A 24,873-nucleotide genomic window follows, 5' to 3' on the forward strand; every position below is an offset into this window, starting at 1 on the left:
GTGGCGGATGGCTTCGAGGTTCCGGACGCCGCGGCGACGTCTGTGCTGACGGCCGTCGTCGCCCGTGTCACCGCGCTCGCCGACCGCCTCGGCGTGGCGCCCGCGGAGGTCTTCCACACCGGCCGACTGTCGGTGGCCTCCGGCGTTCCCGAGGCCGTGGTCAAGGCGCTGCTGAGCGGCCGGCCCGCGGGCGAACCGGATGTGCAGGCGCGGTTCCTGCAACGCCTGGACCTGCTGCGCCGCACCCGCCTCAAGCCCAACGGCCGCAGATACACCCAGCAGGAGATAGCCGACGGCGCGGGCATGTCACGACAGCAGGCGGGCGCCCTCATCAACGGCGACCGGCGCCCCACGATGGAGCACTGCGACGCCCTCCAGCGCTTCTTCCGCGTGCACGCGGGCTTCCTCACGGCCGAGGACCCCGAGGCCCTCGCGGGCGCGCTCCAGCACACCGAGCAGGACCTCCTGCAACAGCTCGCCGACCGGGAGCGCAAGGCCGCGGCCGCCGCCGAGGACCCGCTGGAGCGGATGTTGCAGGACCACGGCGTCCGCGGCATCGCCTGGCGGGCCGCGCAACTGCCCTCCGACCAGCACCGCGACAAGGTCGCCGAATGGCTGGACATGCTCCTGGAGAGCGTCAAGCGGCCCGAGTCGTGATCCGGGGGAGAACTGTGGGCATCGCCAGGGACATGCGCCGGCTGTGCGGCGAACTGGTCGCGGAGCTGTCGCCCAGCGCGCCGTTGGCGCCCGCCGACCTGTACACCGCGCTGTGCGAGGCGATGAGCAGACGGCGCGGCCGTCCCGTGCGCTTCCGTACGGCCGCCTTCCCGGCCGGGACGGCGAGCGGGCTGTGGGTGGACATGAACGACCAGGACCTCGTGGTCGTCGAGGAACGCACCGCCCCCGACCACCAGTTGGTGATCCTGGGCCACGAACTGTGGCACATGCAGGCCGGTCACCACGGCCGCCACGTCGACGGCGCGGTGGTCGCGGCGCGGCTGCTCGGCGACGGCGCCGATCTCCAGGCGGTGGTCCGCAGCGTCGCCGCGCGCACCCGCTTCGACCAGGCCGAGGAGCGGGACGCCGAGGCCTTCGGTCTGCTGCTCGCCAGCAAGTGCCGTACCTGGCTGGCTGGTTCGGCGCTGCGCGGTCCGGTGCCGCGGGACCATCTGGCCGGCCGGATCGAGGCGTCGCTCGGGTATCTGGGACCCCAGGGCTGAAACGACTCGGTGCACGGCGGCTCGGCCCGGTGGACAGCGGCCAGCTCAGTGCACGGCGGCTCGACTCGGTGCACGGCGGCCAGCTCAGTGCGCGGCGGCTCGGCTCGGTGCCGTGCGGCTCCGCTCCGGGTCGAGCGGCTGCCTCAGGTCGCGCTGCGCTCGCTCGCCTCGCGCAGGGTGCGGGCCCTCGCGTGGGCGGCCTCGGGTCCGTCCGGGTGCGGGACTGGCCGCCCCTCGACCAGCAGTTCCCGCCAGCGGTCCCGGCTCCAGTGCGCCGGGTCGGTCGTCCGGGTGAAGTCCTCGACGAGCGCGAGGAAGCGCGCCGGGTCGGTGTGGAACGGGAAGTGACCGGCGCCCTCGAAGACCTCCAGCCGGCTGCCCGGCATCGCCCGGTGGGCGCCGTGGGCGTGCCGGACCGGCACCACGCTGTCCCGGTCGCCCCACAGCAGCATCGTCGGCATGCCCTCGGTCAGATAGCAGCGGTCGAGCATGGTCACCACCTGGCCGCGCCAGTCGACGACCGCGCGCAGGGTGCGGATGAAGGCGTTGCGCGCGGTGTCGTCGGGCAGGCTGTCCACCACGGTGAGCAGGTCGGGGGCGTCCTGGGCCAGATCGGTGTCCAGCAGCTTCATCAGCTGGAGCGCGAACCCCAGGTTCAGACGCATCCCGGGCAGCCGCAGCGCCGAGAGCATCAGATCGGCGCCGGGCAGCGAGACCAGTCGCAGCAAGGGGTTGACCTCGCGGCCCACACCGCCGGCGCTGACCAGGATGAGCCGTTCGGTGCGCTCGGGGAACTGGTAGGCGAACTGCATCGCCACTCCCCCGCCGAACGAGTGGCCGACCAGGGTGGCCGACTCGATGCCGAGGGTGGTCAGCAGATCGCGTACGCCGTTGGCGTAGGCGGCGACCGAGTAGTCGGCGCGCGGCTTGTCGGAGGCTCCGTGACCGAGCAGGTCGGGGGCGAGCACGGTGTGGGTACGGGCGAGGTCGGGGATCAGCCCGGCCCAGGTGGCGGAGGAGTCTCCGATGCCGTGGATGAGGACCAGCACGGGGCCCTCACCGGCCATGCGGAAGGCCCGCCGGTAACCATGTACCACCCGGTACCGCAACTCCAGCTCCGTGTCGCCCACCGAGCGCAGTCGTGCGGTGCCCGCCGGGCGCGGCCGGGACGCTTCAGCCATCCGCCCACCTCCTCGTTCTTCCGGCGGCCCACCGCTGGCGGGCCGCTCCGCCGGAAACCCCCGGTCCACCGCGACCAAGCCCTCCCAGGCCCCTCATCCCAGCGTAGGGCGGTCGATCGTCCTGGCATTTCGGGGAGGTTTCCCTGCCGCTACGGCCCCGGCGGCACCCCTGCGCAGCACGCCCCGCCGGCTCGCCGGGAGACCCGCTTCGGGTCGATGGCCCGGAAGGTGCGGACAGGGGACCGACGGAGTGGGGTCGGCGGTCCGGAAGAGGTGGGGCGACGGCCCGGCAGCGGCCGGATTGTCAGTGGTGGGCGGCAAGCTGGTGGAGCGCCGCTGCTCGGGCGGGCGCACGCGCCTCGGGGGCGCGGGAGAGACGAAGCCGACACGGGGAGAGCCGACCGATGCGCACTGCCGTACCGACCGACCGCGAGCGTACCGCCGTACAGGCCTATCTGCGGCTGCTGCACACCGTGCGGGCGGCCTTCGACGACACGGGGGCCGGGCCGTCGGGCGGGCGGCCCGCCGTGGTGCCGCCCGGCGTTCTCGCGGAGGCCGAGCGGGCCCTGGCCGCGGCGGGACTCGCGGGCAACGAGGAGGAGTTCTTCCGGCTGCTGCACACCTGGTCCTGGTCCCCACAGCCATGACCGCGCCCCGCCGTCCGGAGCTCAGGCGTGCGGTACCGCCACGGCCGTGGCCACGATCCCCTTGTCGACGGTCCACCGGCCCTCGAAGAACCGCACGCGCCGGCCGTCCAAAACGGGTCCGGGGACGAGGAGTTCGGCGTGCAGTGTGCCGTGCGGCCGCTCGCCCGGCTCGACCCGCAGGTCGATGTCGGCCTCGGTGAACTCCAGCCACTGTCCGGTGAGGGGGAACCACGCCTTGTAGACGGACTCCTTGGCGCTGAACAGCAGCCGGTCCCAGTGGATCTCGGGACGGTCCTCGGCCAGTCGGCGCAGGCGTTCGGCCTCCGCGGGCAGCGACACCACGGACAGGACGCCCTCCGGCAGCGGCTGGTGCGGCTCGGCGTCGATCCCGAGGGAGGCCAGGTCTTCGGCGCGGACCAGGGCGGCGGCGCAGTAGCCGTCACAGTGCGTCATGCTGCCGGTCAGCCCGGCCGGCCACTGCGGTGCCCCGCGCTCGCCGGGCAGCACCGGCTGGGGCGGCACCCCGAGCTTGTCCATCGCACGGCGGGCGCAGGAGCGCACGGCGGCGAACTCGCGGCGGCGCTTGGCGACGGCCTGTGCCACGACCGCCGCCTCCTCGGGGTACAGCGCGGCCTCCACGGGCCCGTCCGGGTCGTCGTCGGCGTACGCCTCCACGACGACCACCGACCGCGGCAGCAGTTCCTCGATCACGCGGTCACGTCCTCCTCCGGCAGGATGCGGCGCAGCCGTCCCGGCGGCTGCGGGCGCTTGCGCCACTCGCGCGGGTATCCCACGGAGACCTCCTCGAAGCGGACGCCCTCGTGCCGGGTGGTCCGCGGGATGTGCAGGTGGCCGTAGACCATCGTCTCCACGCGGAAACGGCGGTGCCAGTCGGCGGTCAGCGCGGTGCCGCACCACATGGCGAACTCGGGGTGCCACAGGACGTCCGTGGGGTGCCGGTCCAGCGGGTAGTGGTTGACGAGGACCGTGGGCAGGTCCGGCGGGATCTCCTCGAGCCGGCGCGCGGTCTCGGCGACCCGGGCCCGGCACCACGCCTCCCGGCTCGGATAGGGGTCGGGGTGCAGCATGAACTCGTCGTTGCAGACGATGCCGGTGCCGTGCGCGTACGCCAGCCCCTCCTCCTTGGTGGTGCAGCCGGCGGGCAGGAAGGAGTAGTCGTACAGCAGGAACAGGGGGGCGACGACGACCGGGCCGCCGGGGCCGTTCCAGACGGGGTAGGGGTCCTCGGGGGTGACCACGCCCAGGTCGCGGCACATCTCGACCAGGTGTTCGTAGCGGGCGACCCCGCGCAGGGTGACGGAGTCCTTGGGGTGGGTCCACAACTCGTGGTTGCCCGGCGCCCAGACGACCTTCTCGAAGCGCCCCGCGAGGGTCTTCAGAGCCCAGCGGATGTCGGAGAAGGTCTCCGAGACGTCACCGGCCACGAGGAGCCAGTCGGCTTCCGACTCGGGGCGCATGCGCTCGACCAGGGCGCGGTTCTCGGCGTATCCGATGTGCAGATCGCTGATGGCCAGCAGTTGTCCGGTACCGCCGACCGTCGACGTCACCTCTCGCCTCCCTGTCGCCCCGCGCCCGCGCCCGCGGTTGCGGTCGCGCCCAATCGACCGCTCCACGAGATCACATCCGCCCCGGGGTGGCAAGAGCGGCCCGCGGCGGCCGAAAGGGCGGACGAAAAAGGCCGGAAGGGTGGACGGGGAAGGCCGGAAAGAGGGGACAGGGAGGGCGGAAAGAGTGGACGGGGAAGGCCGGAAAAGGTGAACAGGGAAGGGCGAAATCCGGGAGCGGCAAAGGGATACCGGATCGCGCCACCCGGATCCACATGATCGGAAAATCCGTAACACGCGCGTTGCACGCGGGAGCCTCGCCAAGCCGTATGATCGCCCCAACACCTCCGCTACGACCTCCCCTTCGAACAGGGCGGTTTGGTGTCCCTCCAATCTCCCTTCCCGGGCACGGGCCGCTCCGCCCTGCCCGAAATGCCCTGAAAGGCGGCCTGCATGCTCTCTCGCGTACGCGTCTGGCTCAACCGCACGTACGCGGAGAACGTGTTCTTCATGGATCAGCTGCGGCGAAATCCCAGCGATCGGGCGGTCGAGATCCATGCCACGCACGGTGACGCCGACTCACCTGTGCTGGCCGCGGCCGACACCGCCGACCTCGAACCGGAAGGCCTGTCCCCGGCGGCGTACGTCGAGTACGCCCTGGACCAGTGCCGGCGCCGCGGCATCGACGTGTTCGTGCCCCGGCTGCACCAGGCGGCCGTCGTGGCGCACCGCGCCGATTTCGAGGCGGCCGGTACGGCGCTGCTCGCGCCGACCCCCGAGGCCGTCGCCGTCTTCGAGGACAAGGTCGTCGCCTACGAGGCGGTCCAGGCCATCGGCGTGCCGGTGCCGCCGTGGTGGCGGGTGCGCACGGCGGACGAACTCGTCTCGGCCGTTGAGGAGTTGGAGGATGCCGGGCACAAGGCGTGCTTCAAGCCGGCGTCCGGCGCGGGCGGTGTGGGCTTCCGGATCGTCACCCGGGCGCCGTTCTCGCTCGTACACCTGAGCGGGTTCCCCGGCCCGTACGTCCCGCTCGACCTGGTCGAGGACGCGCTGCGGCGGTCCGACGAGCCGGTCGACTGGCTGGTGATGCCGCGTCTGGAGCAGCCGGAGGTCTCCGTCGACTGCCTCACCGGCACCGACAACCACGTCCGGATGGCCGTGGGCCGCACCAAGAACGGCCGCCGCCGGGGCTTCACCCTGCACGAGCAGTGGCTGGAGCCGGCCCGGCGGATCGCCGAGGGCTTCGGGCTGCACCACCTGTCCAACATCCAGTTCCGGATGTTCGGCGACCAGCCGGTCCTCATGGACGTCAACACCCGTCCCGCCGGCGGGCTGCACCAGCTCTCCCTGTGCGGGATCAACGCGCCCTGGGCGGCCGTCCAGCTGGCGCTCGGGGAGGACCCGGGCGACGTCGTACCGCCGTTCCTGGGGCAGGACTACACGGTGGTCTCGGGCCCGCGCCAGCTGCGGCCGGTGACGCTGCCGCAGCAGCGGCTGGAGGAGACCGAGCCGCTGCTGCCGGCCGTCCCCACGCAGGCGATCGCCCCGGCCCAGCCGGTCGTCCTGGCCCAGCCGGTCGAGCAGGTCTAGCCGGCCGACCGCGCAGGCGCCAACAGGCGCCAACAGGCGTTCTTCGCCCATAACTTGATACCGGTCTGGACCAATCATGACGCAGCACCTTGACACCATGATTGGTCCATACCAACTTGGTTGCGCACCGCACTGCACCGCACTGCACGTCCCCGCACTTATGTGCACTCCCGAACACCCCCATTTCTTCAGGGAGACCGTGTGCGCACCTCATTCCTCGTACGTTCCAGACGGCGTCTGCTCGCACTGCTCGGCACCGCGGCGCTCGCCGTAGCCGGGGCGGTCGCCCTTCCCGGCACCGCCCAGGCGGCCAACGTCCTGACCAACCCCGGCTTCGAAACGGGCAGCCTCTCCCCCTGGTCCTGCACCGGCAACCTCGGCTCCGTCGTCTCCTCCCCCGTGCACGGCGGCTCCAAGGCCCTCGCGGGGGCGCCGAGTTCGAGCGACAACGCCCAGTGCACCCAGACCGTCTCCGTCCAGCCGAACACCGCCTACACGCTCAGCGGCTGGGTGCGCGGCAGCTACGTCTACCTCGGCGTCGACGGCGGAGCCTCGACCTGGACGACGTCCCCGTCGGCGTACAGCCAGTTGACGGTGTCCTTCACCACCGGTGCCTCCCAGACCAGCGCCAAGATCTATGTGCACGGCTGGTACGCGCAGGGCACCTACTACGCGGACGACATCAGCCTGGACGGACCGGGCGGCGGCGGTGGCGGCGGCGACACCCAGGCGCCCACCGCGCCGACGGGTCTGACCTCCACCGGCAAGACCTCCTCCAGCGTCTCGCTGTCCTGGGGCGCCTCGACGGACAACACCGGTGTCACGGCGTACGACGTCTACAGCGGCTCCAACCAGGTGCTGAGCGTCTCCGGTACGTCCGCCACGGTCGGCGGGCTGGCCGCCAGCACCGCCTACACGTTCACCGTCAAGGCGCGGGACGCGGCCGGGAACACCTCGGCGGCCTCCAACGCGGTGACCGTCACCACCAGCGCGGGCAGCGGCGGCGGCACCGGCTTCAAGCAGGCCGCCCCGTACCTCTACCTCGGCTGGGGCGACCCGCCGAGCGCGACCTCGGTGATGAGCTCGACCGGGATCAAGTGGTTCACGATGGCGTTCATGCTGGACTCCGGCGGCTGCAACCCCGCCTGGGACAGCAGCCGTCCGCTGACCGGCGGCACCGACCAGACCGTCATCAACCAGATCCGCTCCGCGGGCGGTGACGTCGTCCCCTCCTTCGGCGGCTGGCAGGGCAGCAAGCTCGGTGCCAACTGCTCCTCCGCGAGCGCGCTCGCCGGGGCCCTGCAGAAGGTGATCGACGCCTACTCCCTCAAGGCGATCGACATGGACATCGAGAACACGGACGAGTTCGAGAACGAGGCCGTCCAGGCGAAGATCCTCACCGCGCTGAAGACCGTCAAGGCGAACAACCCCGGTCTGAAGACGATCGTCACCTTCGGCACCTCGACCACCGGCCCGACCTACTACGGCAACCGTCTGATCGAGCAGGCGAACTCGCTCGGCGCCAACATCGACGTCTTCACCATCATGCCCTTCGACTTCGGCGGCGGCTCCGACATGTACGGCAACACCGTCAACGCCACCGAAGGACTCAAGGCCAAGCTGAAGTCCACCTTCGGGTGGGACGACGCCACCGCCTACGCCCACATCGGCATCTCCGGCATGAACGGCCTGTCCGACCAGCAGGAGAACACCACCCCGGCGATCTGGACGTCGATCCGGGACTGGGCCAACTCCCACCACATCGCCCGTCTCGCCTACTGGGCGGTCAACCGCGACCGGCCGTGCGCGGGTGGCGGCGTGGTCAGCAACTGCTCCGGGATCAACCAGAACAACTGGCAGTTCACGTCCATCACGGCCGGTTTCACCGGCTGAGCGGACCCCGGCCGCCCACCCCCCACAGAAGGGTTCCCCCCGGCGCTTCGGACCGGGGGGAACTTTTTTCCGCTCAAGGTGTATCAGGCAACGGGCAGCAGGCTCTTCATAGTGAAAGAGCACGGGGGAACACGGGGGAACACAGGGAAACCCGAAGGCTCGGGGGAGCACGGGGATCCTACGGGGGAACGGGGGCTCGGGTCGGTCGGCCGCTGTCACGGGGGGCGACCGGCCGACCCGAAGGGGACGGCCCGGCAGGGCGGTCTTCGCTACCTCAAGTACGCCAGGCCTGGATGCACTTCGGCATAGTCCTCCATCAGCCTGCGGGCCACGTTCACCGAGTCGACGAGCGGGTGCAGCGCGAAGGCCTTCACCGCCGTCGCGCGGGAGCCGGACCCGGCCGCCGCCAGCACCACGCGCTCGACCCCCTTCACGGCACAGACCAGGCCGGTGGCGTGCTCGGGCAGCGGGGCGACGCCCACGGGGTGGGCGCCGTTGGCGTCGACCAGACACGGCACCTCGATGACGGCGTCGGCGTCCAGCGCGTGCAGGGTGCCCTGGTTGCGGACGTTGAGGATCAGCGTGGTGCGCTCGTCGCGCGCGACGGCCCTCATCAGGGCGAGCGCCACCTGCTCGTACCCGCCGGACAGATCGTCCGCCTCGCGCTCGCCGGCCCCGGCCGTCTCCCGGTTCTCCGCCATGTACGTGGCCTCGCGCTCGGCCCGGGTACGGTCCCAGGCCGCCAGCGCCGACACGTCCGCGCGTGCGGCCTGCGCGTAGAAACGGGCCTGCTGGCCGAGCAGGAAGGCACCGCGGGTCTGCTCCGCCTCCCGGTAGGCGTGTACGGCCTCGCGGTTGAAGTAGTAGTAGTGCAGGTACTCGTTGGGGATCGCGCCCAGGGAGCGGAGCCAGTCGGCGCCGAAGAGCCTGCCCTCCTCGAACGAGCCGAGCAGGCCGGGATCGGCGAGCAGACGCGGCAGTTCGTCGCGGCCGGCGACACGCAGACCGCGTACCCAGCCCAGGTGGTTGAGGCCGACGTAGTCGATCCAGGCCTCGCGCGGGTCGGCGCCGAGCACCCGGGCGATACGGCGACCGAGACCGACCGGGGAGTCGCAGATGCCGATGACCCGGTCGCCCAGCAGGCGCGACATGGCCTCGGTGACGAGGCCCGCGGGGTTGGTGAAGTTGATGACCCAGGCGTCCGGGGCCAGCCGGGCCACCCGGCGGGCGATGTCGACGGCGACGGGCACCGTGCGCAGGCCGTACGCGATCCCGCCCGCGCCGACCGTCTCCTGGCCGAGGACACCGTGCGCGAGCGCCACCCGCTCGTCGTCCGCGCGGCCCTGGAGACCGCCGACGCGAATCGCGGAGAACACGAAGTCGGCACCCCGCAGGGCCTCGTCGAGGTCGGTCGTGGCGATCACCTCGGGCGCGTCCGGGATCCCGGCGGCCTGCTCGGCCAGCACCCGGGTGACGGCGGTGAGCCGTGCCGGGTCGAGGTCGTGCAGCACGACCCGGGTGACCCGGCCCTCGGCCCGGTCGCCGAGCAGCGCCCCGTACACCAGCGGCACCCGGAATCCGCCGCCGCCCAGAATCGTCAGCTTCACGCTGCTTCCGCCCTTCCTGTCGGAACCACCTGCGCACCGGCCCCCGCCGCGGGAGTCGAGGGGCACGACGTGAACGCTAACCGCCGTCCCCTGCCGCCGCCGCACGCCACCCGGTCCGCGGCCACTGGGCTGCCATCGAGGCCACCCCGGGTCTTCAGGGCAGGTTCATCCGGGAGTCCCGGGACCACGGAAGGGTGCGTCGCGTGAGCGACGGAAGACCGGTCGGGCAGGGCGGCACCGGCCTCTACGACAGTGCTGTCGTCCCGCCCGGTCGCCCCCGGGCGTACGACGACCCCCGCAGGACCCGGCACAACGGCAGGTTCGCCGCCCGTGCGGTGCTGCTTCCCCCGCGTACGGCGATCCCGGCGCCGTCCGCGCACGGGTCCGGCCACGAGGACCTCGCGGCAACGGTGCGGGAGACGGCGGCACCGGTGTGGATCAGGTGCTACCGGCACGAGGGCGTGGTCCTCGGCAACCGACAGCGCACCCGGGACCTCGCATGGCTGGCGGGCACCTGGGAACTGGCGCTGGCCGACGGCCGGACGCTGACCGGACCGGCCTCGCTGCCCGCGCTGCGGCCGGGCGAGACGGCTGCCGTGCCCCTGCCGTTCGCGCTGCCGCGCGACGGCGGCGAGGCCTGGCTGACGCTGCGGTTGACCACCGCCGAGGACCGGCCGGGGGCGCCGCGCGGCAGCGAGGTGTGCGCCCCACGGCTGCGCCTGTTCGCGGCCGAGCCGGAGCCGGAGCCCCGGCCGGACGCCGGGCCGTGGCGGCCGGTGCCGCGCCGCAGAGCGCTGCGGGCCGGCGGCGACGGTCCGCTCGCCCCTCGCCTGCCGAGGGCCTCCGCCGTACGGGCCCTGCTGCGGGCGTCCGCCCGGCACGGCGAGCCGGACGGATCGGTGACCCGCCGGGCGGCGGTGCGGCTCGAATCGCTGATGCGCAGGCTGGTGCCGGCCGACCGGGACGGCGTACGGGTCGCCGCGGTCGCGGAGTACGCCGGGACGGCCGAACTGGGCCACCGGCGGTCCGCGCGGGCCGGTGCCGGACGGCGCGGTCTGCTGAGGGCCACAGCGCTGCTCGGCGCCGCACGACGCGCCCGTCCGCCCCGCCCGTGACGCGCCGCCCGTGACGCGCCGCCGCTGACGCGCCACCCGTGACGCGCCGCCCGTGACGCGCCGACCCGCGTCCCGGCACCCGCCGCACGACCGCCCACCCCCCGCATCTCACGAGGAGCCCGAGAGCACCATGACCGAGCAGAAGCTGCCCGTCTGGGCGGATCCGGCCGTCTCCCCCGCCGACCTCGACGCCCAGGGCGTGTCCAGACGGCGACTCCTGCGCAGCGCGGGTCTGTTCGGCGCCGCGTTCGCGCTCGGCGGGGCGGGCGTACCGGCCGCCGCCGCATCGGCATCGGCATCGGCCGGCCACCGGGCACCCGGCGGCGACGACCCGTGTCTCGCCTATCTGGTCGGCGACCACCACGTGCACTCCGTGTACAGCCACGACGCGAAGTACACGTTCTCCCAACAGGCCCGGGCCGCAGCCGCGTTCGGGCTGGACTGGATGGTCTTCAACGAGCACGCCAACTTCGGGCACGCCCGCTACGGCGCCGCGCTGGAGCACCAGGAGATCGTCAAGGCCCGTGCCGCGAACCCGCGTCAGCTCATCTTCCAGGGCCTGGAGTGGTACATCCCGGCCGCCGAGCACTGCACGGTGTTCGCGGCCCCCGGCCCGAACGAGGTGGACCTGCTCACCCGCTTCGAACTCGCCTACGACGGCAAGCTCCTGAACTACACCGAGGGCGCGGCCGGGGCGGCGGACACCGCCCGCAACGAGGCGCACGCGGTCGCGGCCGTCAAGTGGCTGGCCGAGCAGCGGCGCACAGGGTACGTGGACGACGTTCTCGTCCTCGCCAACCATCCGCTGCGCCTGGGTATCGACTCCCCGCACGAGCTGCGCAACTGGCGTGACGCGGCCCCCGAGATCATGATCGGGATGGAGGGTGCGCCCGGCGCCCAGGGCGCGGCGCTCCCGGGCCTGCGCGGCAGCACCTCCATCCGGGGCGAGTACGAGAACAAGCCCTCCGCGCAGTCGCACGCGGGCTACCCGGCGGACGCCTACCTCACGTACGGCGGCTTCGACTGGGCGACCGCGACCGTGGGCGGCCTGTGGGACTCGATGCTGGCCGAGGGGCGGCTGTTCTCGATCACCACGAACTCCGACAACCACCGGACCGTCTTCGACACCTGGAAGAACGGCGACTGGCCGGCCGGGCAGAACTTCGACACCACTGGCCGGCTGCCCGATCCGGTGAACACCGACACCCCGCAGCCGGGCAGCGACTTCTGGCCGGGAGAGTTCAGCCGCACGCACGTGGGCGTGACCCGCTACGGCTACCGGGCCGTGATGGCGGGCCTGCGCGCCGGCCGGGTCTGGCTCGACCACGGGCATCTGCTGGACGGCCTCGACGTGCGGGTGAGGCGGGACGGCCACGTCGGACGGGGCGTCACCCTCGGCGGGCGGCTGCGGGTGCGCGCGGGCGAGCGGATCACGCTGTACGTGACGGTGACGACCGCCTCCCGCGCCAACCCCCAGGGGATCCTGCCCCAGTTGGCGCACGTCGACGTGGTACGGGGCGCGGTGCGCGGCCCGGTGACCGACCGGGACGTCTGGCGGGCGCCGGACACCAGGGTCGTGCACACGGCGGACGTGTCGGGCCGCAGAGGGACGTACACCCTGCGCGTTCCGCTCAGGGCGGGCGACGAGTCCTTCTACGTCAGGCTGCGCGGCAGCGACGGCAACCGCAACGGGGCCGGCTACCTGGGCGCGTCCGTCGACCCGCACGGGCCGGTCCCGCACCCCCCGGGCGACGGAGACCCGTGGGCCGACACCTGGTTCTACTCGAACCCGGTCTTCGTGGACGTCGTGCGCTGAACCGCCCCGGCGGGAGCCAGGGCGGAGGACCAGGCGGGAGACCAGGCGGGAGCCAGGGCGGAAGACCAGGCGGGACGTCGCTGGTTGTCGCCGGTTCGCGCCGGTTGTCGCCCGCTGTGCGGGTGGGTCAGACTGGCCCCCACGCACAACCGCCCCGCCGGGCCCGGCCGCGCTTCCCGGCAGGCCCGGAACCCTGTTCCCGTCGACGCCCCGGAGCCGTGGATGCGCCCACCGCACACCGGCCCGGGCCGCCCACCGCACCGGCCGGGCGGCGCCTCCCGCGTGTTCCCCGCCCCGGCCGGGCGGCCGGTCCGGCACGCTCCGCTTCGGCGGGCGGACCGCCCGGGGCCGGGCGGTGACGGCCGGCCGTGACCGGTGCCCGGTCCGCGCCGGACCGCCTGCTCGCGGTGCTGGCCGCGTTCGACCACGAGCACCCGGCGCTGTCCCTCACCGACATCAGCAGGCGCGCCGGCCTGACGCTGACCACGGCACACCGGCTGGTGGGGGCGCTCGCCGAGTGGGGCGCGCTGGAACGGGACGCGTCCGGCGTCTACCACATCGGGCTCAGGCTCTGGGAGGTCGCGGCCCTCGCGCCGCGCGGGCTCGCCCTGCGCCAGGTCGCCCTGCCGTACCTGGAGGACCTGTACGAGGCGACGCACGAGAACGTGCAGCTCGCGGTGCGGGACGGGGCGGAGGTCGTCTACATCGAGTGGCTGTCCGGGCACTCCTCGGTCGGGGTGCACATCCGGGTCGGCGCGCGCTGGCCGCTGCACGCCACCGGTGTCGGGCTCGCGCTGCTGGCCCATGGCGGGCCGGAGCTCCAGGAGCGCTACTGCGCGGGCCCGTTGGCCTCCTTCACGCCGTACACCGTCACGGATCCGGCTCGTCTGCGGCGCGAGCTGGCCGAAGTGCGCCGTACCGGAGTGGCGGTGAGCAGCCGTCAGGTCACTGTCGACGCGCTGTCGGTGGCGGCCGCGGTGCGCGGACCCGACGGCGACGTGGTCGCCGCCGTGTCCGTGGTCGTACCCGAATCCCAGTCCCAGGTACCGGCGTTGACACCGGCGGTACGCCTGGCGGCCCGCGGCATCTCGCGGGCCCTGGGCTGGCGCCCGGAGGACCGGCAGCGGCCCTCGCCGCCCGCCTCCGCCGTACCGGCCCCGACGGCAGCGGCGGCCTGGGATCCGGGCGGCCCGGGACCCGCGGCGGTCACTGGGCGTAGGTGAGCTGGTCCCGGTAGCCGGTGACGCGGATCTTCTTCCCGGACGGCGGGACCACGGCCATGGCCATCACGGAATCGATGCGGGTGAGGTTCAGGACCGTGGTCCGTCCTTCGAAATAGATCTTGGAGACGACGGGCAGGTCGTTGAGATGCAGGTCGTTGCCCCCGCACTCGGCCTTGCCCCAGTTCTCGTACTGGTAGCCGAAGTCGTAGAGGACCAGCGCGCCGCCGTCCCCGGTCTTCACCCCGAACGCCGTGTCGGCGCCGCCGGTGCCCGCCTTGTACTCGCCGTCCACGCAGTGGTCCTTGAAGGCCGCGCGGTTGGTGTGAGCCTTCTTCCACGCCTTGACGGAGTCCGTCTCGGCGAACGTGCCCGCCGCGTGCTTGCCGCCGGTCACATAGAAGTCCTGCGAGAGTCCGACCAGGTCGCCCGGCTTCACCGCACCCACCGTGTCGGTCGCCGCGACCGGGGTGGCCAACCCGTCGCCGTCCTCGGCGACGGCCGGCAGCCCCGCGGTGATCTCGCCGACGGCGACCGCCTTCCAGGCCTTGCCGCTCTTGGCCGAGTCCTCGGCGACCTGCTTGAAGGCCAGCAGTCGGCGGCGGCCCTCGGCGATGCCCTTGCCGGTGACACGGGTGTCCACCATGAAGAAGTCTGCGGACCCCTTCGGGGGGATGTAGAAGCGGGCGCCCTCGGCCGGATAGGAGAACGGCTCCTCGGATTCCGCCTGCTCCTTCTTCGTCCACGCCGGGTACTGGTGGAAGGACGCCTTGCTCTGCGAGAGCAGCGCGCCGCTCTCCACGGTCGCGGTCTTCTCTCCGTCCTGCGTGGCGTTCGCCGCGTTGTTGACCTCGACGTAGGTGCGCAGCACACCCTTCGCGTCCGCGAGTGAGATCACTCCGCCCGTGTCCCCTTCGCCCTTGTCCGCGGACGATCCGCCGGAGCCTCCCGAGCCCGAGCAGGCGGTGAGGGCCACGGCGCCGAGGGCGGCGCAGACGGGCAGCAGACGGTTACGGCGCAGACTCATGGTTCCCCTGTCGTGGTCCGGACGCGACCACGACAGGTTAGCGAGTGCACATCCTCACCGAAATCTCAGGTGCCGGAAGGGAATTCAAAGGGCGTACCCAGGTGGCGGTCGCAGGATGCACACGCATACGTGGACATCTCAGGAAGGCCAGCCGTGGGCGTCTCGCACATATCGAACCGGTCCGGGCAGTTGCCGCAGGAGTGGACCCGGCGCGGGGTTCTCGGGGCCCTCGGCGCGGTGTCGGGCGGTGTGCTGACCGGGTGCAGCAGCGCGTCGGCGGACGCCTCGGCGGGGGCGACGACAGCCGCGACCTCGACCGTGAAGGCCGCCGCGACGAGGCAGCCGGCCGTCTCGGTCACGCCCGCCGACGGCACCAGGAAGGCCGCGTTCACCAGCCCGGTCGAGGTCACCGTGACCGACGGGACCCTCACCGCCGTGACGGTCACCGGCAACGACGGCTCCACCCTGGAGGGTTCGCTCGACGACGCGAAGACCCGGTGGACCTCGGCGCGGAACCCGTACTCGGGCACCAAGTACACGGTCTCGGCGCAGGTGGCGGGCGCCACCGCGCAGAGCGCGACCTTCACCACGAAGTCGCCCGGCGAGACGTTCGTCGGCTACTACACGCCGGAGGCGGACTCCACCTCGGGCGTCGGCATGCCCGTGTCCCTGACGTTCACCCACGCGGTCGCGGACCGGGCCGCCGTGGAGCGGGCCGTCACGGTGACCGCCGAACCCGCCGTCGAGGTGGTCGGCCACTGGTTCGGCGACACCCGGCTCGACTTCCGGCCGGAGACGTACTGGGCACCCGGCACGAAGATCACGCTCAGTCTGCGGCTCAAGGACGTCGAGGGCACGGACGGCGTCTACGGCGTCCAGTCGAAGGACGTCGTCTTCCACATCGGCCGCGAGCAGATCACCACGGTCGACCTCGCCGCGAAGCGGATGACGGTGAAGCGGGACGGAGCGACCCTCGCTTCCTATCCCGTCTCGGGCGGCAGCGCCGAGCACACCACCTGGTCCGGGGTCATGGTGATCAGCGAGCGGTTCCGGCAGACCCGCATGGAGTCCTCGACGGTCGGTCTCGGTGACGAGTACGACATCGCGGATGTCCCGCACGCCCAGCGCCTGACCACGTCCGGCACCTTCATCCACGGCAACTACTGGGCCGCCACCTCGGTGTTCGGCAGCAGCAACACCAGTCACGGCTGCGTCGGGCTGCACGACACCAAGGGCGCGGCCGATCCGGCCGTCGCGGGATACAAGTTCTACGAGAGCTCGATGCTCGGCGACGTCGTGATCGTGAAGAACTCAGGCGAGAAGACCGTCGATCCGGCCAACGGCCTCAACGGCTGGAACCTCTCCTGGGCGGACTGGAAGGCCGGGAGCGCGCTCTGACACCGGTACGCGGTGGCGGCCCGCGGTCACCCGCGTCGGAACAGTGACTTCGGCACCCCCCAACTGCCCTGCCGCCATGACACATTCACGCCTTCATAGGGTTAACTCACCTGCGCCGTAAGGATTTTCTCGGTTTCACCTCTTGACGACGGACGTGCCAGGGAGCACATTGGCCGCACTTTGAGAGCGCTCTCAAGAACCCTGGGAGCGCTCCCGATTCCCCGACACCCGCGTACCCCACTCCGTACCGAGAGGCCCCTCATGAGCCAAACTTCCGGCATGCCCGGGAGGCGGCGCCCCGTCCGGCGCGCCCTCGTCGCCGTCCTCGGCACCCTCGGCCTGGCGGCGATGGCCGCCACCGCCGCGACCCTGCCCGCCAACGCCTCCGCGCCCGGCGCCCCCTCGGGCTGGACCCAGGTCTTCCTGGACGACTTCAACGGAACCGCAGGAACCGGCGTCAACACCGCCAACTGGCAGTACGACACCGGCACTTCGTATCCGGGCGGCGCCGCCAACTGGGGCACGGGCGAGGTCGAGACGATGACGTCGAGCACCAGCAACGTCTCGCTCGACGGCAGCGGCAACCTGCGCATCACCCCGCTGCGCGACTCCGCCGGACGCTGGACCTCGGGCCGCATCGAGACCACGCGGACCGACTTCCAGCCCCCGACCGGCGGCAAGCTGCGCGTCGAGGCCCGCATCCAGATGCCCAACGTCACCGGCACCGCGGCCGAGGGCTACTGGCCCGCGTTCTGGGCGCTCGGCTCGCCCTACCGGGGCAACTACCAGAACTGGCCGTCCGTCGGCGAGCTGGACATCATGGAGAACGTCCAGGGCCTGAACAAGGTCTGGGCCACGATGCACTGCGGCACCAACCCGGGCGGCCCGTGCAACGAGACCACCGGTATCGGCAACTCCGTCGCCTGTCCGAACACGACCTGCCAGTCCGGCTTCCACACCTACACCATGGAGTGGGACCGCTCGGCGAGCCCCGAGGCGATCCGCTTCTACGTCGACGGCGTCAACTACCACACCGTCACGGCCAGTCAGGTCGACGCGACGACGTGGGCCAACGCGACCAACCACGGTTACTTCGTCATCCTGAACGTGGCGATGGGCGGCGGCTTCCCCGACGCGTTCGGCGGCGGGCTCGACAACGACACGCAGCCCGGCCACCCGATGGTCGTGGACTATGTGCAGGTGCTCCAGTCGACGGGCGGTGGGAGCGGTACCACGCCTCCGCCCACCGGCAACCGTGACGCCTACAGCGCCGTCCAGGCCGAGTCCTACGACAGCCAGTCCGGTGTCGTCCCCGAGACCACGACCGACACCGGCGGCGGCCAGGACATCGGTTCGCTCGCCAACGGCGACTGGGCGCTGTACAAGGGCGTCAACTTCGGCTCGACGGCGGCCACGCAGTTCAGCGCCAGGGTCGCGAGCGGTGCCGCCGGGGGCGTCAGCGGTCTGGTCGAGGTGCGCCTGGACAGCCGTACCAGCACTCCCGTCGGCAGCTTCGCGCTGGCCAACACGGGCGGCTGGCAGTCCTGGCGGACGGTGCCGGCGAACATCGGCGCGGTCACCGGCACCCACGACGTGTACCTGACCTTCACCAGCGGCCAGCCCGCCGACTTCGTGAACGTCAACTGGTTCAACTTCGGGCACTGAGATTCCCTGACCGACCGCCGACGGCGCCGGGCGACCCGACCCGCACCAGCCGGGTCCCGAGCCCGGCGTCGTCGGCGTGCGCGCCACCCCGGGACGCCCGCTCCGGAACGCTCCGCTCCCCGGGCGAGCGTTCCGTTCCCGGTTCGGTTCGGCAACGAATCGGACGGCCGCAGCGAAGGGACGGCGCGAAGGCGCATACTGGGGGGGATGACAAAGCCTGCTGCACCGAAGCGTCGTTTGCCCACCAGCCCCTTCAAGGCCCCGGTCCCCCCGCCGCCGAAGCACTTCGCCGTGGGCGACAAGGTCACGCACGACATATACGGACTCGGCCGGGTGATCGGCATCGAGGACGGCATCGCGGCCCTCGTGGACTTCGGCTCCGCGCAGATGCGGATCCTGAGCCCGTACGCCAAGATGACCAAGCTCTAGAGCCTGTCGTCGCGACAGGCAGCGTCCGCCCGAGGAGGCGGACGGTGCCGGTCGCGACATACCGGGCCTGCTCAGCGGCCCGCACCGAAACGGAGATCTCCCATCGACGTGACCTCGCTGTTCTCGGCCCTGGAAGGGCAGCCCCGCCGCTCCGCCGAAGCACTGCCGCCGCCGGCGACGGACCCCTTCCAGGCCCCGGATTTCGGGGCGGCCGAGGCCTTCCCCGAGGCCTTGCCCGAGGCATTCCCCGAGGCCTTCCCGCCCGAGGACGCACCAGCCCCCGCCAGGACCCCGCGCCCCTCGCGGCGCGCACCCCGCACCCCGCGCGCACCGCGCCCCAGGGCCGCGTAGGGCCTGCCCGGCAGATCGTGCCGCGGCAGCACCACACATAGACGGCCGCGCCCGGGACCCACTCCCCCCGGCCGCGCCCGACCACGCACCCGCATCGCCGTCGAACTCTCCGACGTACGCGCCCGGGTGAAGGCCGACGCATCCTGCGCACCGGCTTCGACAGCTCTGACATCGCATGGTCAGGGCGTTTCCGCGGTACCCGCTCCTCCTCGGTCGCGCCGCCGCCCTTCCGCGTTCACCGCAAGCTGACGCACCCCGCCTTCCCTCATAAAAGTCAGACTTTTAAGATTGAACACGTCAGGTGACCGACTGTGCTCGATCTTTCAAAAGGTGATGACTCACGTTCCCGCGGACCTGGAGCCACCCCGGCCGTGCCCGCCTGCGTCCCGCCCCGGCACGGCAGGCGGCGCACACCGCCCGGCCGGACCGGCGCGGTCGGCGGCGCACACCGCCCGGGGCCGGCCCGTCGCGGTTGGCCGGGCGTCGCCGCCCGCGAGACGCTGGAGGCCGAGAGGATCGGCACCCGGGGTGCCGAGGCCGTGCGCGCAGTGGTTCGAGGAGCGGTCACGCGCCTGCCGCGAGCGTGTCCTTCCGCCGTCCGTGCGGGCCCGCGTCGCAATCGAGGGCGGGATCGGTCCGACGTGGTACCGGTTCACAGAGGACGCAGGACGCATCACCTCCCTCGCACATCCCGGCACCCGCGCCGGCACCCGGACTCGTTTCGCCGCCCCTGGCCTCACCCCGACAACGCCACCGCGAAAACCCGGGAATCCCCGGGCGCCGCGCGCGGTTGATCCGACGGCAGGAAAGAAGATGATCAGAGTGAATGAAGCGACCGCGACCGCGGGAGCACTTGAGCGCCTCACCGACGAAGGCGTCTCGATCTGGCTGGACGACCTCTCACGCAGTCGGATCACCTCCGGCAACCTCGCCGGACTCGTCGAGAAGAAGCACGTGGTGGGCGTGACCACCAACCCCTCGATCTTCCAGGCCGCCATCGGCTCCGGCGAGGGCTACCAGGAGCAGCTCGCCGAGCTGGCGGTGCGGGGCGTCACGGTGGACGAGGCCGTACGGATGATGACGACCGCGGACGTGCGGTCGGCCGCCGACATCCTGCGCCCGGTGTACGAGGCGACCGGCGGCCGTGACGGCCGGGTCTCCATCGAGGTCGACCCCCGGCTCGCCCACGACACGCGGGCCACCGTCGCCGAGGCCCGGCAGCTGGCCTGGCTGGTGGACCGCCCCAACGTCATGATCAAGATCCCGGCGACCAAGGCGGGCCTCCCCGCGATCACCGAGGTCCTCGGCCTGGGCATCAGCGTCAACGTCACGCTGATCTTCTCCCTGGAGCGCTACCGCGAGGTCATGGACGCCTACCTCGCGGGCCTGGAGAGGGCACGGACGCGCGGCCTGGACCTGTCCGCGATCCACTCGGTCGCCTCGTTCTTCGTCTCCCGCGTCGACAGCGAGATCGACAAGCGGCTGACGGTGCTCGGCACGGCCGGGGCCCTGGCGCTGAAGGGAAGGGCCGCGCTGGCCAACGCGCGGCTCGCCTACGAGGCGTACGAGGACCTCTTCGGCGGCGAGCGCTTCGGCGCCCTGACGGCCGCGGGCGCCAACCGGCAGCGCCCGCTGTGGGCCTCCACCGGGGTGAAGGACCCGGCGTACAAGGACACGCTGTACGTGGACGAACTGGTCGCGCCCGGCACGGTCAACACCATGCCGCAGGCCACCCTCGACGCCACCGCCGACCACGGCGACATCCACGGCGACACGGTGACCGGTGGCTACGACCGGGCCCGCGCCGACCTCGCCGCCGTCGAGGGGCTCGGGATCTCCTACGACGAGGTGGTGGCGCAGTTGGAGGACGAGGGCGTCGCCAAGTTCCGGGCGGCCTGGCAGGAACTGCTGGACGCCGTGACGAAGTCACTGAACAGCAAGGGAGTTGACGCACGATGACCAGCAAGCCCGACCAGGGGACGACGCCGGAGCAGGCGCAGGTCCCGGTCATGCCGGCACCGGAGGAGGTGCACGTCCCGGTCATGCCGGCGTCGGAGTGGGTGAACCCGCTGCGGGACGGCCGCGACCGCCGCCTCCCGCGGATCGCCGGGCCGTCCGGCCTCGTCATCTTCGGTGTCACCGGCGACCTGTCCCGCAAGAAGCTGATGCCGGCCATCTACGACCTGGCCAACCGCGGTCTGCTGCCGCCGGGTTTCTCGCTCGTCGGCTTCGCCCGCCGCGACTGGGAGGACCAGGACTTCGCGCAGGTCGTGCACGACGCGGTGCGCGAGCACTCCCGTACGGAGTTCCGCGAGGAGGTCTGGCAGCAGCTCGCCGAGGGCATGCGGTTCGTGCCCGGCGACTTCGACGACGACACCGCCTTCAAGCAACTGCGCGAGGCCGTCGAGGAGCTGGACGCCTCCCGGGGCACCGGCGGCAACTTCGCCTTCTATCTCTCCGTACCGCCCAAGTTCTTCCCGAAGGTCGTCCGGCAGCTGAAGAAGCACGGCCTGGCGAACGCGCCGGAGGGCGCCTGGCGGCGCGCGGTCATCGAGAAGCCGTTCGGCCACGACCTGGCCAGCGCCCGTGAGCTCAACCGGGTCGTGCACGACGTGTTCGACCCGGAACAGGTGTTCCGCATCGACCACTACCTCGGCAAGGAGACCGTCCAGAACATTCTGGCGCTGCGTTTCCCCAACCAGATGTACGAGCCGATCTGGAACCGGTCGTACGTCGACCATGTGCAGATCACCATGGCGGAGGACATCGGCATCGGCGGCCGTGCCGGCTACTACGACGGCATCGGCTCGGCCCGTGACGTCATCCAGAACCATCTGCTCCAGCTGATGGCGCTGACCGCGATGGAGGAGCCCATCGCCTTCGACGCCGAGTCGCTGCTCACCGAGAAGCTCAAGGTGCTGAAGTCGGTGCGGCTGCCGGAGGACCTGGACGCGCACACCGTCCGGGGGCAGTACGCGCAGAGCTGGCAGGGCGGCGAGAAGGTGCCCGGCTATCTCCAGGAGGAGGGCATCGACCCCGGGTCGACGACCGACACCTACGCGGCGGTCAAGCTGGAGATCGACAACCGCCGTTGGGCGGGCGTCCCGTTCTATCTGCGTACCGGCAAGCGGCTGGGCCGCCGGGTGACCGAGATCGCGGTGGTGTTCAAGCGCGCCCCGCACTCCCCGTTCGACTCCACCGCCACCGAGGAGCTCGGCCAGAACGCGATCGTCATCCGGGTCCAGCCCGACGAGGGCATGACGGTGCGGTTCGGCTCGAAGGTCCCGGGTACCTCGATGGAGATCCGGGACGTGACGATGGACTTCGCGTACGGCGAGTCGTTCACGGAGTCCAGCCCGGAGGCGTACGAGCGGCTCATCCTGGACGTGCTGCTCGGCGACGCCAATCTGTTCCCCCGTCACCAGGAAGTGGAAGAGTCCTGGAAGATCCTCGACCCGATCGAGGAGTACTGGACGGCGCACGGCCGACCGGCCCAGTACCCGTCGGGCAGCTGGGGACCCGAGGAAGCCGACGAGATGCTCGCACGAGACGGACGGAGCTGGCGCAGGCCATGAAGATCGACCTGACCGACACCACGGCAAGCAAGATCAACAAGGCGTTGGTGCAGGGCCGCCACGCCATCGGCACACCCGCCGTGGGCATGGTCCTGACGATGGTGATCGTCACCGACGAGGAGAACGCCTACGACTCGATCAAGGCCGCCGAGGAGGCCTCGCACGAGCACCCCTCGCGGACCCTGGTCGTCATCAAGCGACACGCCCGTACCCCCCGCGACCGCACCGCCTCCCGCCTGGATGCCGAGGTGCGGGTGGGCGCGGACGCGGGCACCGGCGAGACGGTCGTGCTGCGCACCTACGGCGAGGTGTCCGACCACGCCGACTCGGTGGTGCTGCCGCTGCTGCTGCCGGACGCGCCGGTCGTGGTGTGGTGGCCGGTGGACGCGCCCGACGTGCCCGCCAAGGACCCGCTGGGCGCGCTCGCCCAGCGCCGCATCACCGACATGTACGCCGTCGACCAGCCCCTGAAGGCGCTGGACGCACGGGCGAAGTCGTACGCGCCCGGCGACACCGACCTCGCCTGGACCCGGCTGACGCCCTGGCGTTCGATGCTGGCCGCGGCCCTGGACCAGGCCCGGGCGGAGATCTCCTCGGCGACCGTGGAGAGCGAGGCCGACAACCCCAGCGCCGAACTGCTCGCCCGCTGGCTGGAGGCCCGGCTGAAGGTCGGCGTGAACCGGGTGGTCACCCCGGGCCCGGTGGTCACGGCGGTGCGGCTCGGCGTCGCGGGCGGCGAGATCGTCATCGACCGGCCCGAGGGCCCGCTGGCCACGCTGTCCCTGCCGGGCCAGCCGCCGCGCACCCTCGCGCTGAAGGTCCGCCCCACCTCCGAACTCATCGCCGAGGAGCTTCGCCGCCTCGACGCCGACGAGATGTACGCCGTCGCCCTGCGCGGCGAAGTCACCAAGGAGACCCCTGCCCATGTCTGACTCCCCCAGGCTCACCCGGCGCCCGCAGTGGATCGCGCTGGCCGACCACCGCGCCGAGTGGCAGCCGGGCACGCACCTGCGTGAGCTGTTCGCGTCCGACCCGGGGCGCGCGGAACGCTACGTGGTGCAGGTCGGCGATCTGCGGATCGACTACTCCAAGCACCTCGTCACCGACGAGACCCTCGCCCTCCTCCAGGAACTGGCCGCCGCCACCGACGTGTTCGGGCTGCGGGACGCGATGTTCCGCGGCGAGAAGATCAACACCACCGAGGACCGGGCGGTCCTGCACACCGCGCTGCGCGCTCCCCGGGACGCGGTGGTCGAGGTCGACGGCGAGAACGTGGTGCCCGGTGTGCACGCCGTCCTCGACCGGATGGCCGCCTTCGCCGACCGGATCCGCTCGGGCGAGTGGACCGGTCACACCGGCCGGCGCATCAAGAACGTCGTCAACGTCGGCATCGGCGGCTCCGACCTCGGCCCGGCGATGGCGTACGAGGTGCTGCGCGCCTTCACCGACCGCGCGCTGACCGTCCGTTTCGTGTCCAACGTGGACGGCGCCGACCTGCACGAGGCCGTGCGCGACCTCGACCCGGCGGAGACGCTGTTCATCGTCGCGTCGAAGACGTTCACCACGATCGAGACCATCACCAACGCCACCTCGGCCCGCGACTGGCTGCTGAAGGGGCTGGGCGGCGAGGAGAAGGCGGTCGCCAGGCACTTCGTGGCCCTGTCCACGAACGCCGGGAAGGTCACCGAGTTCGGCATCGACCCGGACAACATGTTCGAGTTCTGGGACTGGGTCGGCGGCCGCTACTCCTTCGACTCCGCGATCGGCCTGTCGCTGATGATCGCCATCGGACCGGACCGCTTCCGCGAGATGCTCGACGGCTTCCACCTGGTCGACGAGCACTTCCGCACCGCCCCCGCCGAGGCCAACGCCCCGCTGCTGCTGGGCCTGCTGGGCATCTGGTACGGCAACTTCCACGACGCCCAGTCGCACGCGGTGCTGCCCTACTCGCACTACCTCTCCAAGTTCACCGCCTACCTCCAGCAGTTGGACATGGAGTCCAACGGCAAGTCGGTGGACCGCGAGGGCAACCCGGTGGACTGGCAGACCGGCCCGGTGGTCTGGGGCACCCCCGGCACCAACGGCCAGCACGCCTACTACCAGTTGATCCACCAGGGCACCAAGCTCATCCCGGCCGACTTCATCGGCTTCGCCCGTCCCGTGGACGAGCTGGGCGAAAAGCTCAAGGCCCAGCACGACCTGTTGATGGCCAACTTCTTCGCCCAGACCCAGGCGCTGGCCTTCGGCAAGACGCCGGAGGAGGTCCGCGCGGAGGGTGTCCCCGAGGAACTGGTCGCGCACAAGACGTTCCACGGCAACCACCCCACCACCACGATCCTGGCGCGCGAGCTGACCCCCTCGGTCCTCGGCCAGCTCGTCGCCCTCTACGAGCACAAGGTGTTCGTCCAGGGCGCGGTGTGGAACATCGACTCCTTCGACCAGTGGGGCGTCGAGCTCGGCAAGGTCCTCGCCAAGCGGATCGAACCGGCCCTGACCGACGGCACCGCCGTGCCCGGTCTGGACCCCTCCACCACCGCCCTCGTCGCCGCCTACCGCACTCTCAGGAAGTGAACT

General features: G+C 71.8%; 21 protein-coding genes. 16 read left to right on the forward strand and 5 right to left on the reverse strand.

Annotation, left to right across the window (positions count from 1 at the left end; translation table 11 throughout):
- Positions 1-657, forward strand: coding sequence for a helix-turn-helix domain-containing protein (locus tag ACZ7OY_RS08005; RefSeq protein ID WP_471910600.1), 657 nt, complete (start codon positions 1-3; stop codon positions 655-657).
- 32 nt (positions 658-689) lie between these two features.
- Positions 690-1,220 (forward strand): toxin-antitoxin system, toxin component, encoded by a 531-nt coding sequence (locus ACZ7OY_RS08010; RefSeq protein WP_471911187.1) that lies wholly within the window; start codon positions 690-692, stop codon positions 1,218-1,220.
- 143 nt (positions 1,221-1,363) lie between these two features.
- Here ACZ7OY_RS08010 and ACZ7OY_RS08015 read toward each other — a convergent pair whose 3' ends face one another.
- Positions 1,364-2,401 (reverse strand): alpha/beta fold hydrolase, encoded by a 1,038-nt coding sequence (locus tag ACZ7OY_RS08015; RefSeq protein WP_351603687.1) that lies wholly within the window; start codon positions 2,399-2,401, stop codon positions 1,364-1,366.
- Positions 2,402-2,805: 404 nt separating this feature from the next.
- Between ACZ7OY_RS08015 and ACZ7OY_RS08020 the strand changes: the two genes are divergently transcribed.
- Positions 2,806-3,048 (forward strand): hypothetical protein, encoded by a 243-nt coding sequence (locus ACZ7OY_RS08020; protein WP_471910601.1) that lies wholly within the window; start codon positions 2,806-2,808, stop codon positions 3,046-3,048.
- 21 nt (positions 3,049-3,069) lie between these two features.
- On the opposite strand, the gene ACZ7OY_RS08025 is transcribed toward ACZ7OY_RS08020, so the two are convergent.
- Both ACZ7OY_RS08025 and ACZ7OY_RS08030 read right to left on the reverse strand, forming a co-directional pair.
- Positions 3,070-3,759 (reverse strand): 4'-phosphopantetheinyl transferase family protein, encoded by a 690-nt coding sequence (locus ACZ7OY_RS08025; RefSeq protein WP_471910602.1) that lies wholly within the window; start codon positions 3,757-3,759, stop codon positions 3,070-3,072.
- A complete protein-coding gene (locus ACZ7OY_RS08030; RefSeq protein ID WP_471910603.1) occupies positions 3,756-4,616 on the reverse strand; it encodes a metallophosphoesterase family protein in 861 nt (286 codons plus the stop codon). The genes ACZ7OY_RS08025 and ACZ7OY_RS08030 overlap by 4 nt, the downstream gene beginning before the upstream one ends.
- A gap of 450 nt (positions 4,617-5,066) precedes the next feature.
- Between ACZ7OY_RS08030 and ACZ7OY_RS08035 the strand changes: the two genes are divergently transcribed.
- A complete protein-coding gene (locus ACZ7OY_RS08035; protein ID WP_471910604.1) occupies positions 5,067-6,203 on the forward strand; it encodes an ATP-grasp domain-containing protein in 1,137 nt (378 codons plus the stop codon).
- 201 nt (positions 6,204-6,404) lie between these two features.
- Positions 6,405-8,096, forward strand: coding sequence for a carbohydrate binding domain-containing protein (locus ACZ7OY_RS08040; RefSeq protein ID WP_471910605.1), 1,692 nt, complete (start codon positions 6,405-6,407; stop codon positions 8,094-8,096).
- Positions 8,097-8,365: 269 nt separating this feature from the next.
- Here ACZ7OY_RS08040 and ACZ7OY_RS08045 read toward each other — a convergent pair whose 3' ends face one another.
- The gene (locus ACZ7OY_RS08045; RefSeq protein ID WP_471910606.1) at positions 8,366-9,703 is read right to left on the reverse strand and encodes a 6-phospho-beta-glucosidase; all 1,338 of its coding nucleotides are present in this window, start codon (positions 9,701-9,703) and stop codon (positions 8,366-8,368) included.
- A 203-nt stretch (positions 9,704-9,906) separates the two neighbouring features.
- On the opposite strand from ACZ7OY_RS08045, the gene ACZ7OY_RS08050 reads away from it, so the two are divergent.
- The 3 genes from ACZ7OY_RS08050 to ACZ7OY_RS08060 all read left to right on the forward strand — a co-directional run bounded on the left by ACZ7OY_RS08050 (position 9,907) and on the right by ACZ7OY_RS08060 (position 13,857).
- A complete protein-coding gene (locus tag ACZ7OY_RS08050) occupies positions 9,907-10,818 on the forward strand; it encodes a DUF4981 domain-containing protein (protein ID WP_471910607.1) in 912 nt (303 codons plus the stop codon).
- 130 nt (positions 10,819-10,948) lie between these two features.
- The gene (locus ACZ7OY_RS08055; protein WP_471910608.1) at positions 10,949-12,634 is read left to right on the forward strand and encodes a PHP domain-containing protein; all 1,686 of its coding nucleotides are present in this window, start codon (positions 10,949-10,951) and stop codon (positions 12,632-12,634) included.
- A gap of 368 nt (positions 12,635-13,002) precedes the next feature.
- A complete protein-coding gene (locus ACZ7OY_RS08060; protein ID WP_471910609.1) occupies positions 13,003-13,857 on the forward strand; it encodes an IclR family transcriptional regulator in 855 nt (284 codons plus the stop codon).
- On the opposite strand, the gene ACZ7OY_RS08065 is transcribed toward ACZ7OY_RS08060, so the two are convergent.
- Positions 13,841-14,881, reverse strand: a complete 1,041-nt coding sequence (locus ACZ7OY_RS08065) for a DUF8094 domain-containing protein (protein ID WP_471910610.1) — start codon at positions 14,879-14,881, stop codon at positions 13,841-13,843. The genes ACZ7OY_RS08060 and ACZ7OY_RS08065 overlap by 17 nt on opposite strands.
- Before the next feature lie 153 nt (positions 14,882-15,034).
- On the opposite strand from ACZ7OY_RS08065, the gene ACZ7OY_RS08070 reads away from it, so the two are divergent.
- From ACZ7OY_RS08070 to pgi, 8 genes are all read left to right on the forward strand, one after another.
- A complete protein-coding gene (locus ACZ7OY_RS08070; protein ID WP_471910611.1) occupies positions 15,035-16,279 on the forward strand; it encodes a L,D-transpeptidase in 1,245 nt (414 codons plus the stop codon).
- Between the two features lie 261 nt (positions 16,280-16,540).
- Positions 16,541-17,944 carry a glycoside hydrolase family 16 protein gene (locus ACZ7OY_RS08075; RefSeq protein WP_471910612.1) on the forward strand — a complete coding sequence of 468 codons (1,404 nt, stop codon included), beginning with the start codon at positions 16,541-16,543 and terminating at the stop codon, positions 17,942-17,944.
- Between the two features lie 207 nt (positions 17,945-18,151).
- On the forward strand, positions 18,152-18,373 hold the full coding sequence (locus tag ACZ7OY_RS08080; protein WP_351621766.1) for a hypothetical protein: 222 nt from the start codon (positions 18,152-18,154) through the stop codon (positions 18,371-18,373).
- A 108-nt stretch (positions 18,374-18,481) separates the two neighbouring features.
- Complete coding sequence (locus tag ACZ7OY_RS08085; protein ID WP_471910613.1) at positions 18,482-18,724, forward strand: hypothetical protein; 243 nt, start codon at positions 18,482-18,484, stop codon at positions 18,722-18,724.
- A 333-nt stretch (positions 18,725-19,057) separates the two neighbouring features.
- Entirely contained in the window at positions 19,058-20,683 is a 1,626-nt protein-coding gene (tal, locus tag ACZ7OY_RS08090; protein WP_471910614.1) for a transaldolase, read from the forward strand.
- 50 nt (positions 20,684-20,733) lie between these two features.
- A complete protein-coding gene (gene zwf / locus ACZ7OY_RS08095; RefSeq protein ID WP_471911188.1) occupies positions 20,734-22,299 on the forward strand; it encodes a glucose-6-phosphate dehydrogenase in 1,566 nt (521 codons plus the stop codon).
- The gene (gene opcA / locus ACZ7OY_RS08100; RefSeq protein WP_471910615.1) at positions 22,296-23,231 is read left to right on the forward strand and encodes a glucose-6-phosphate dehydrogenase assembly protein OpcA; all 936 of its coding nucleotides are present in this window, start codon (positions 22,296-22,298) and stop codon (positions 23,229-23,231) included. The genes zwf and opcA overlap by 4 nt, the downstream gene beginning before the upstream one ends.
- Positions 23,224-24,870 carry a glucose-6-phosphate isomerase gene (pgi, locus tag ACZ7OY_RS08105; RefSeq protein WP_471910616.1) on the forward strand — a complete coding sequence of 549 codons (1,647 nt, stop codon included), beginning with the start codon at positions 23,224-23,226 and terminating at the stop codon, positions 24,868-24,870. Before opcA ends, pgi begins: the two co-directional genes overlap by 8 nt.
- The last annotated feature ends 3 nt before the right edge of the window (positions 24,871-24,873 follow it).

Source organism: Streptomyces sp. NPDC107559 (assembly GCF_055657365.1).

Coding starts and splice junctions, on each gene's coding strand:
- opcA (WP_471910615.1), top strand. CDS start 22,296: ATGAAGATCGACCTGACCGACACCACGGCAAGCAAGATCAACAAGGCG.
- ACZ7OY_RS08035 (WP_471910604.1), top strand. CDS start 5,067: ATGCTCTCTCGCGTACGCGTCTGGCTCAACCGCACGTACGCGGAGAAC.
- ACZ7OY_RS08020 (WP_471910601.1), top strand. CDS start 2,806: ATGCGCACTGCCGTACCGACCGACCGCGAGCGTACCGCCGTACAGGCC.
- ACZ7OY_RS08055 (WP_471910608.1), top strand. CDS start 10,949: ATGACCGAGCAGAAGCTGCCCGTCTGGGCGGATCCGGCCGTCTCCCCC.
- ACZ7OY_RS08065 (WP_471910610.1), bottom strand. CDS start 14,881: ATGAGTCTGCGCCGTAACCGTCTGCTGCCCGTCTGCGCCGCCCTCGGC.
- ACZ7OY_RS08080 (WP_351621766.1), top strand. CDS start 18,152: ATGACAAAGCCTGCTGCACCGAAGCGTCGTTTGCCCACCAGCCCCTTC.
- ACZ7OY_RS08075 (WP_471910612.1), top strand. CDS start 16,541: ATGAGCCAAACTTCCGGCATGCCCGGGAGGCGGCGCCCCGTCCGGCGC.
- pgi (WP_471910616.1), top strand. CDS start 23,224: ATGTCTGACTCCCCCAGGCTCACCCGGCGCCCGCAGTGGATCGCGCTG.
- tal (WP_471910614.1), top strand. CDS start 19,058: ATGACTCACGTTCCCGCGGACCTGGAGCCACCCCGGCCGTGCCCGCCT.
- ACZ7OY_RS08010 (WP_471911187.1), top strand. CDS start 690: ATGCGCCGGCTGTGCGGCGAACTGGTCGCGGAGCTGTCGCCCAGCGCG.
- zwf (WP_471911188.1), top strand. CDS start 20,734: ATGCCGGCACCGGAGGAGGTGCACGTCCCGGTCATGCCGGCGTCGGAG.
- ACZ7OY_RS08015 (WP_351603687.1), bottom strand. CDS start 2,401: ATGGCTGAAGCGTCCCGGCCGCGCCCGGCGGGCACCGCACGACTGCGC.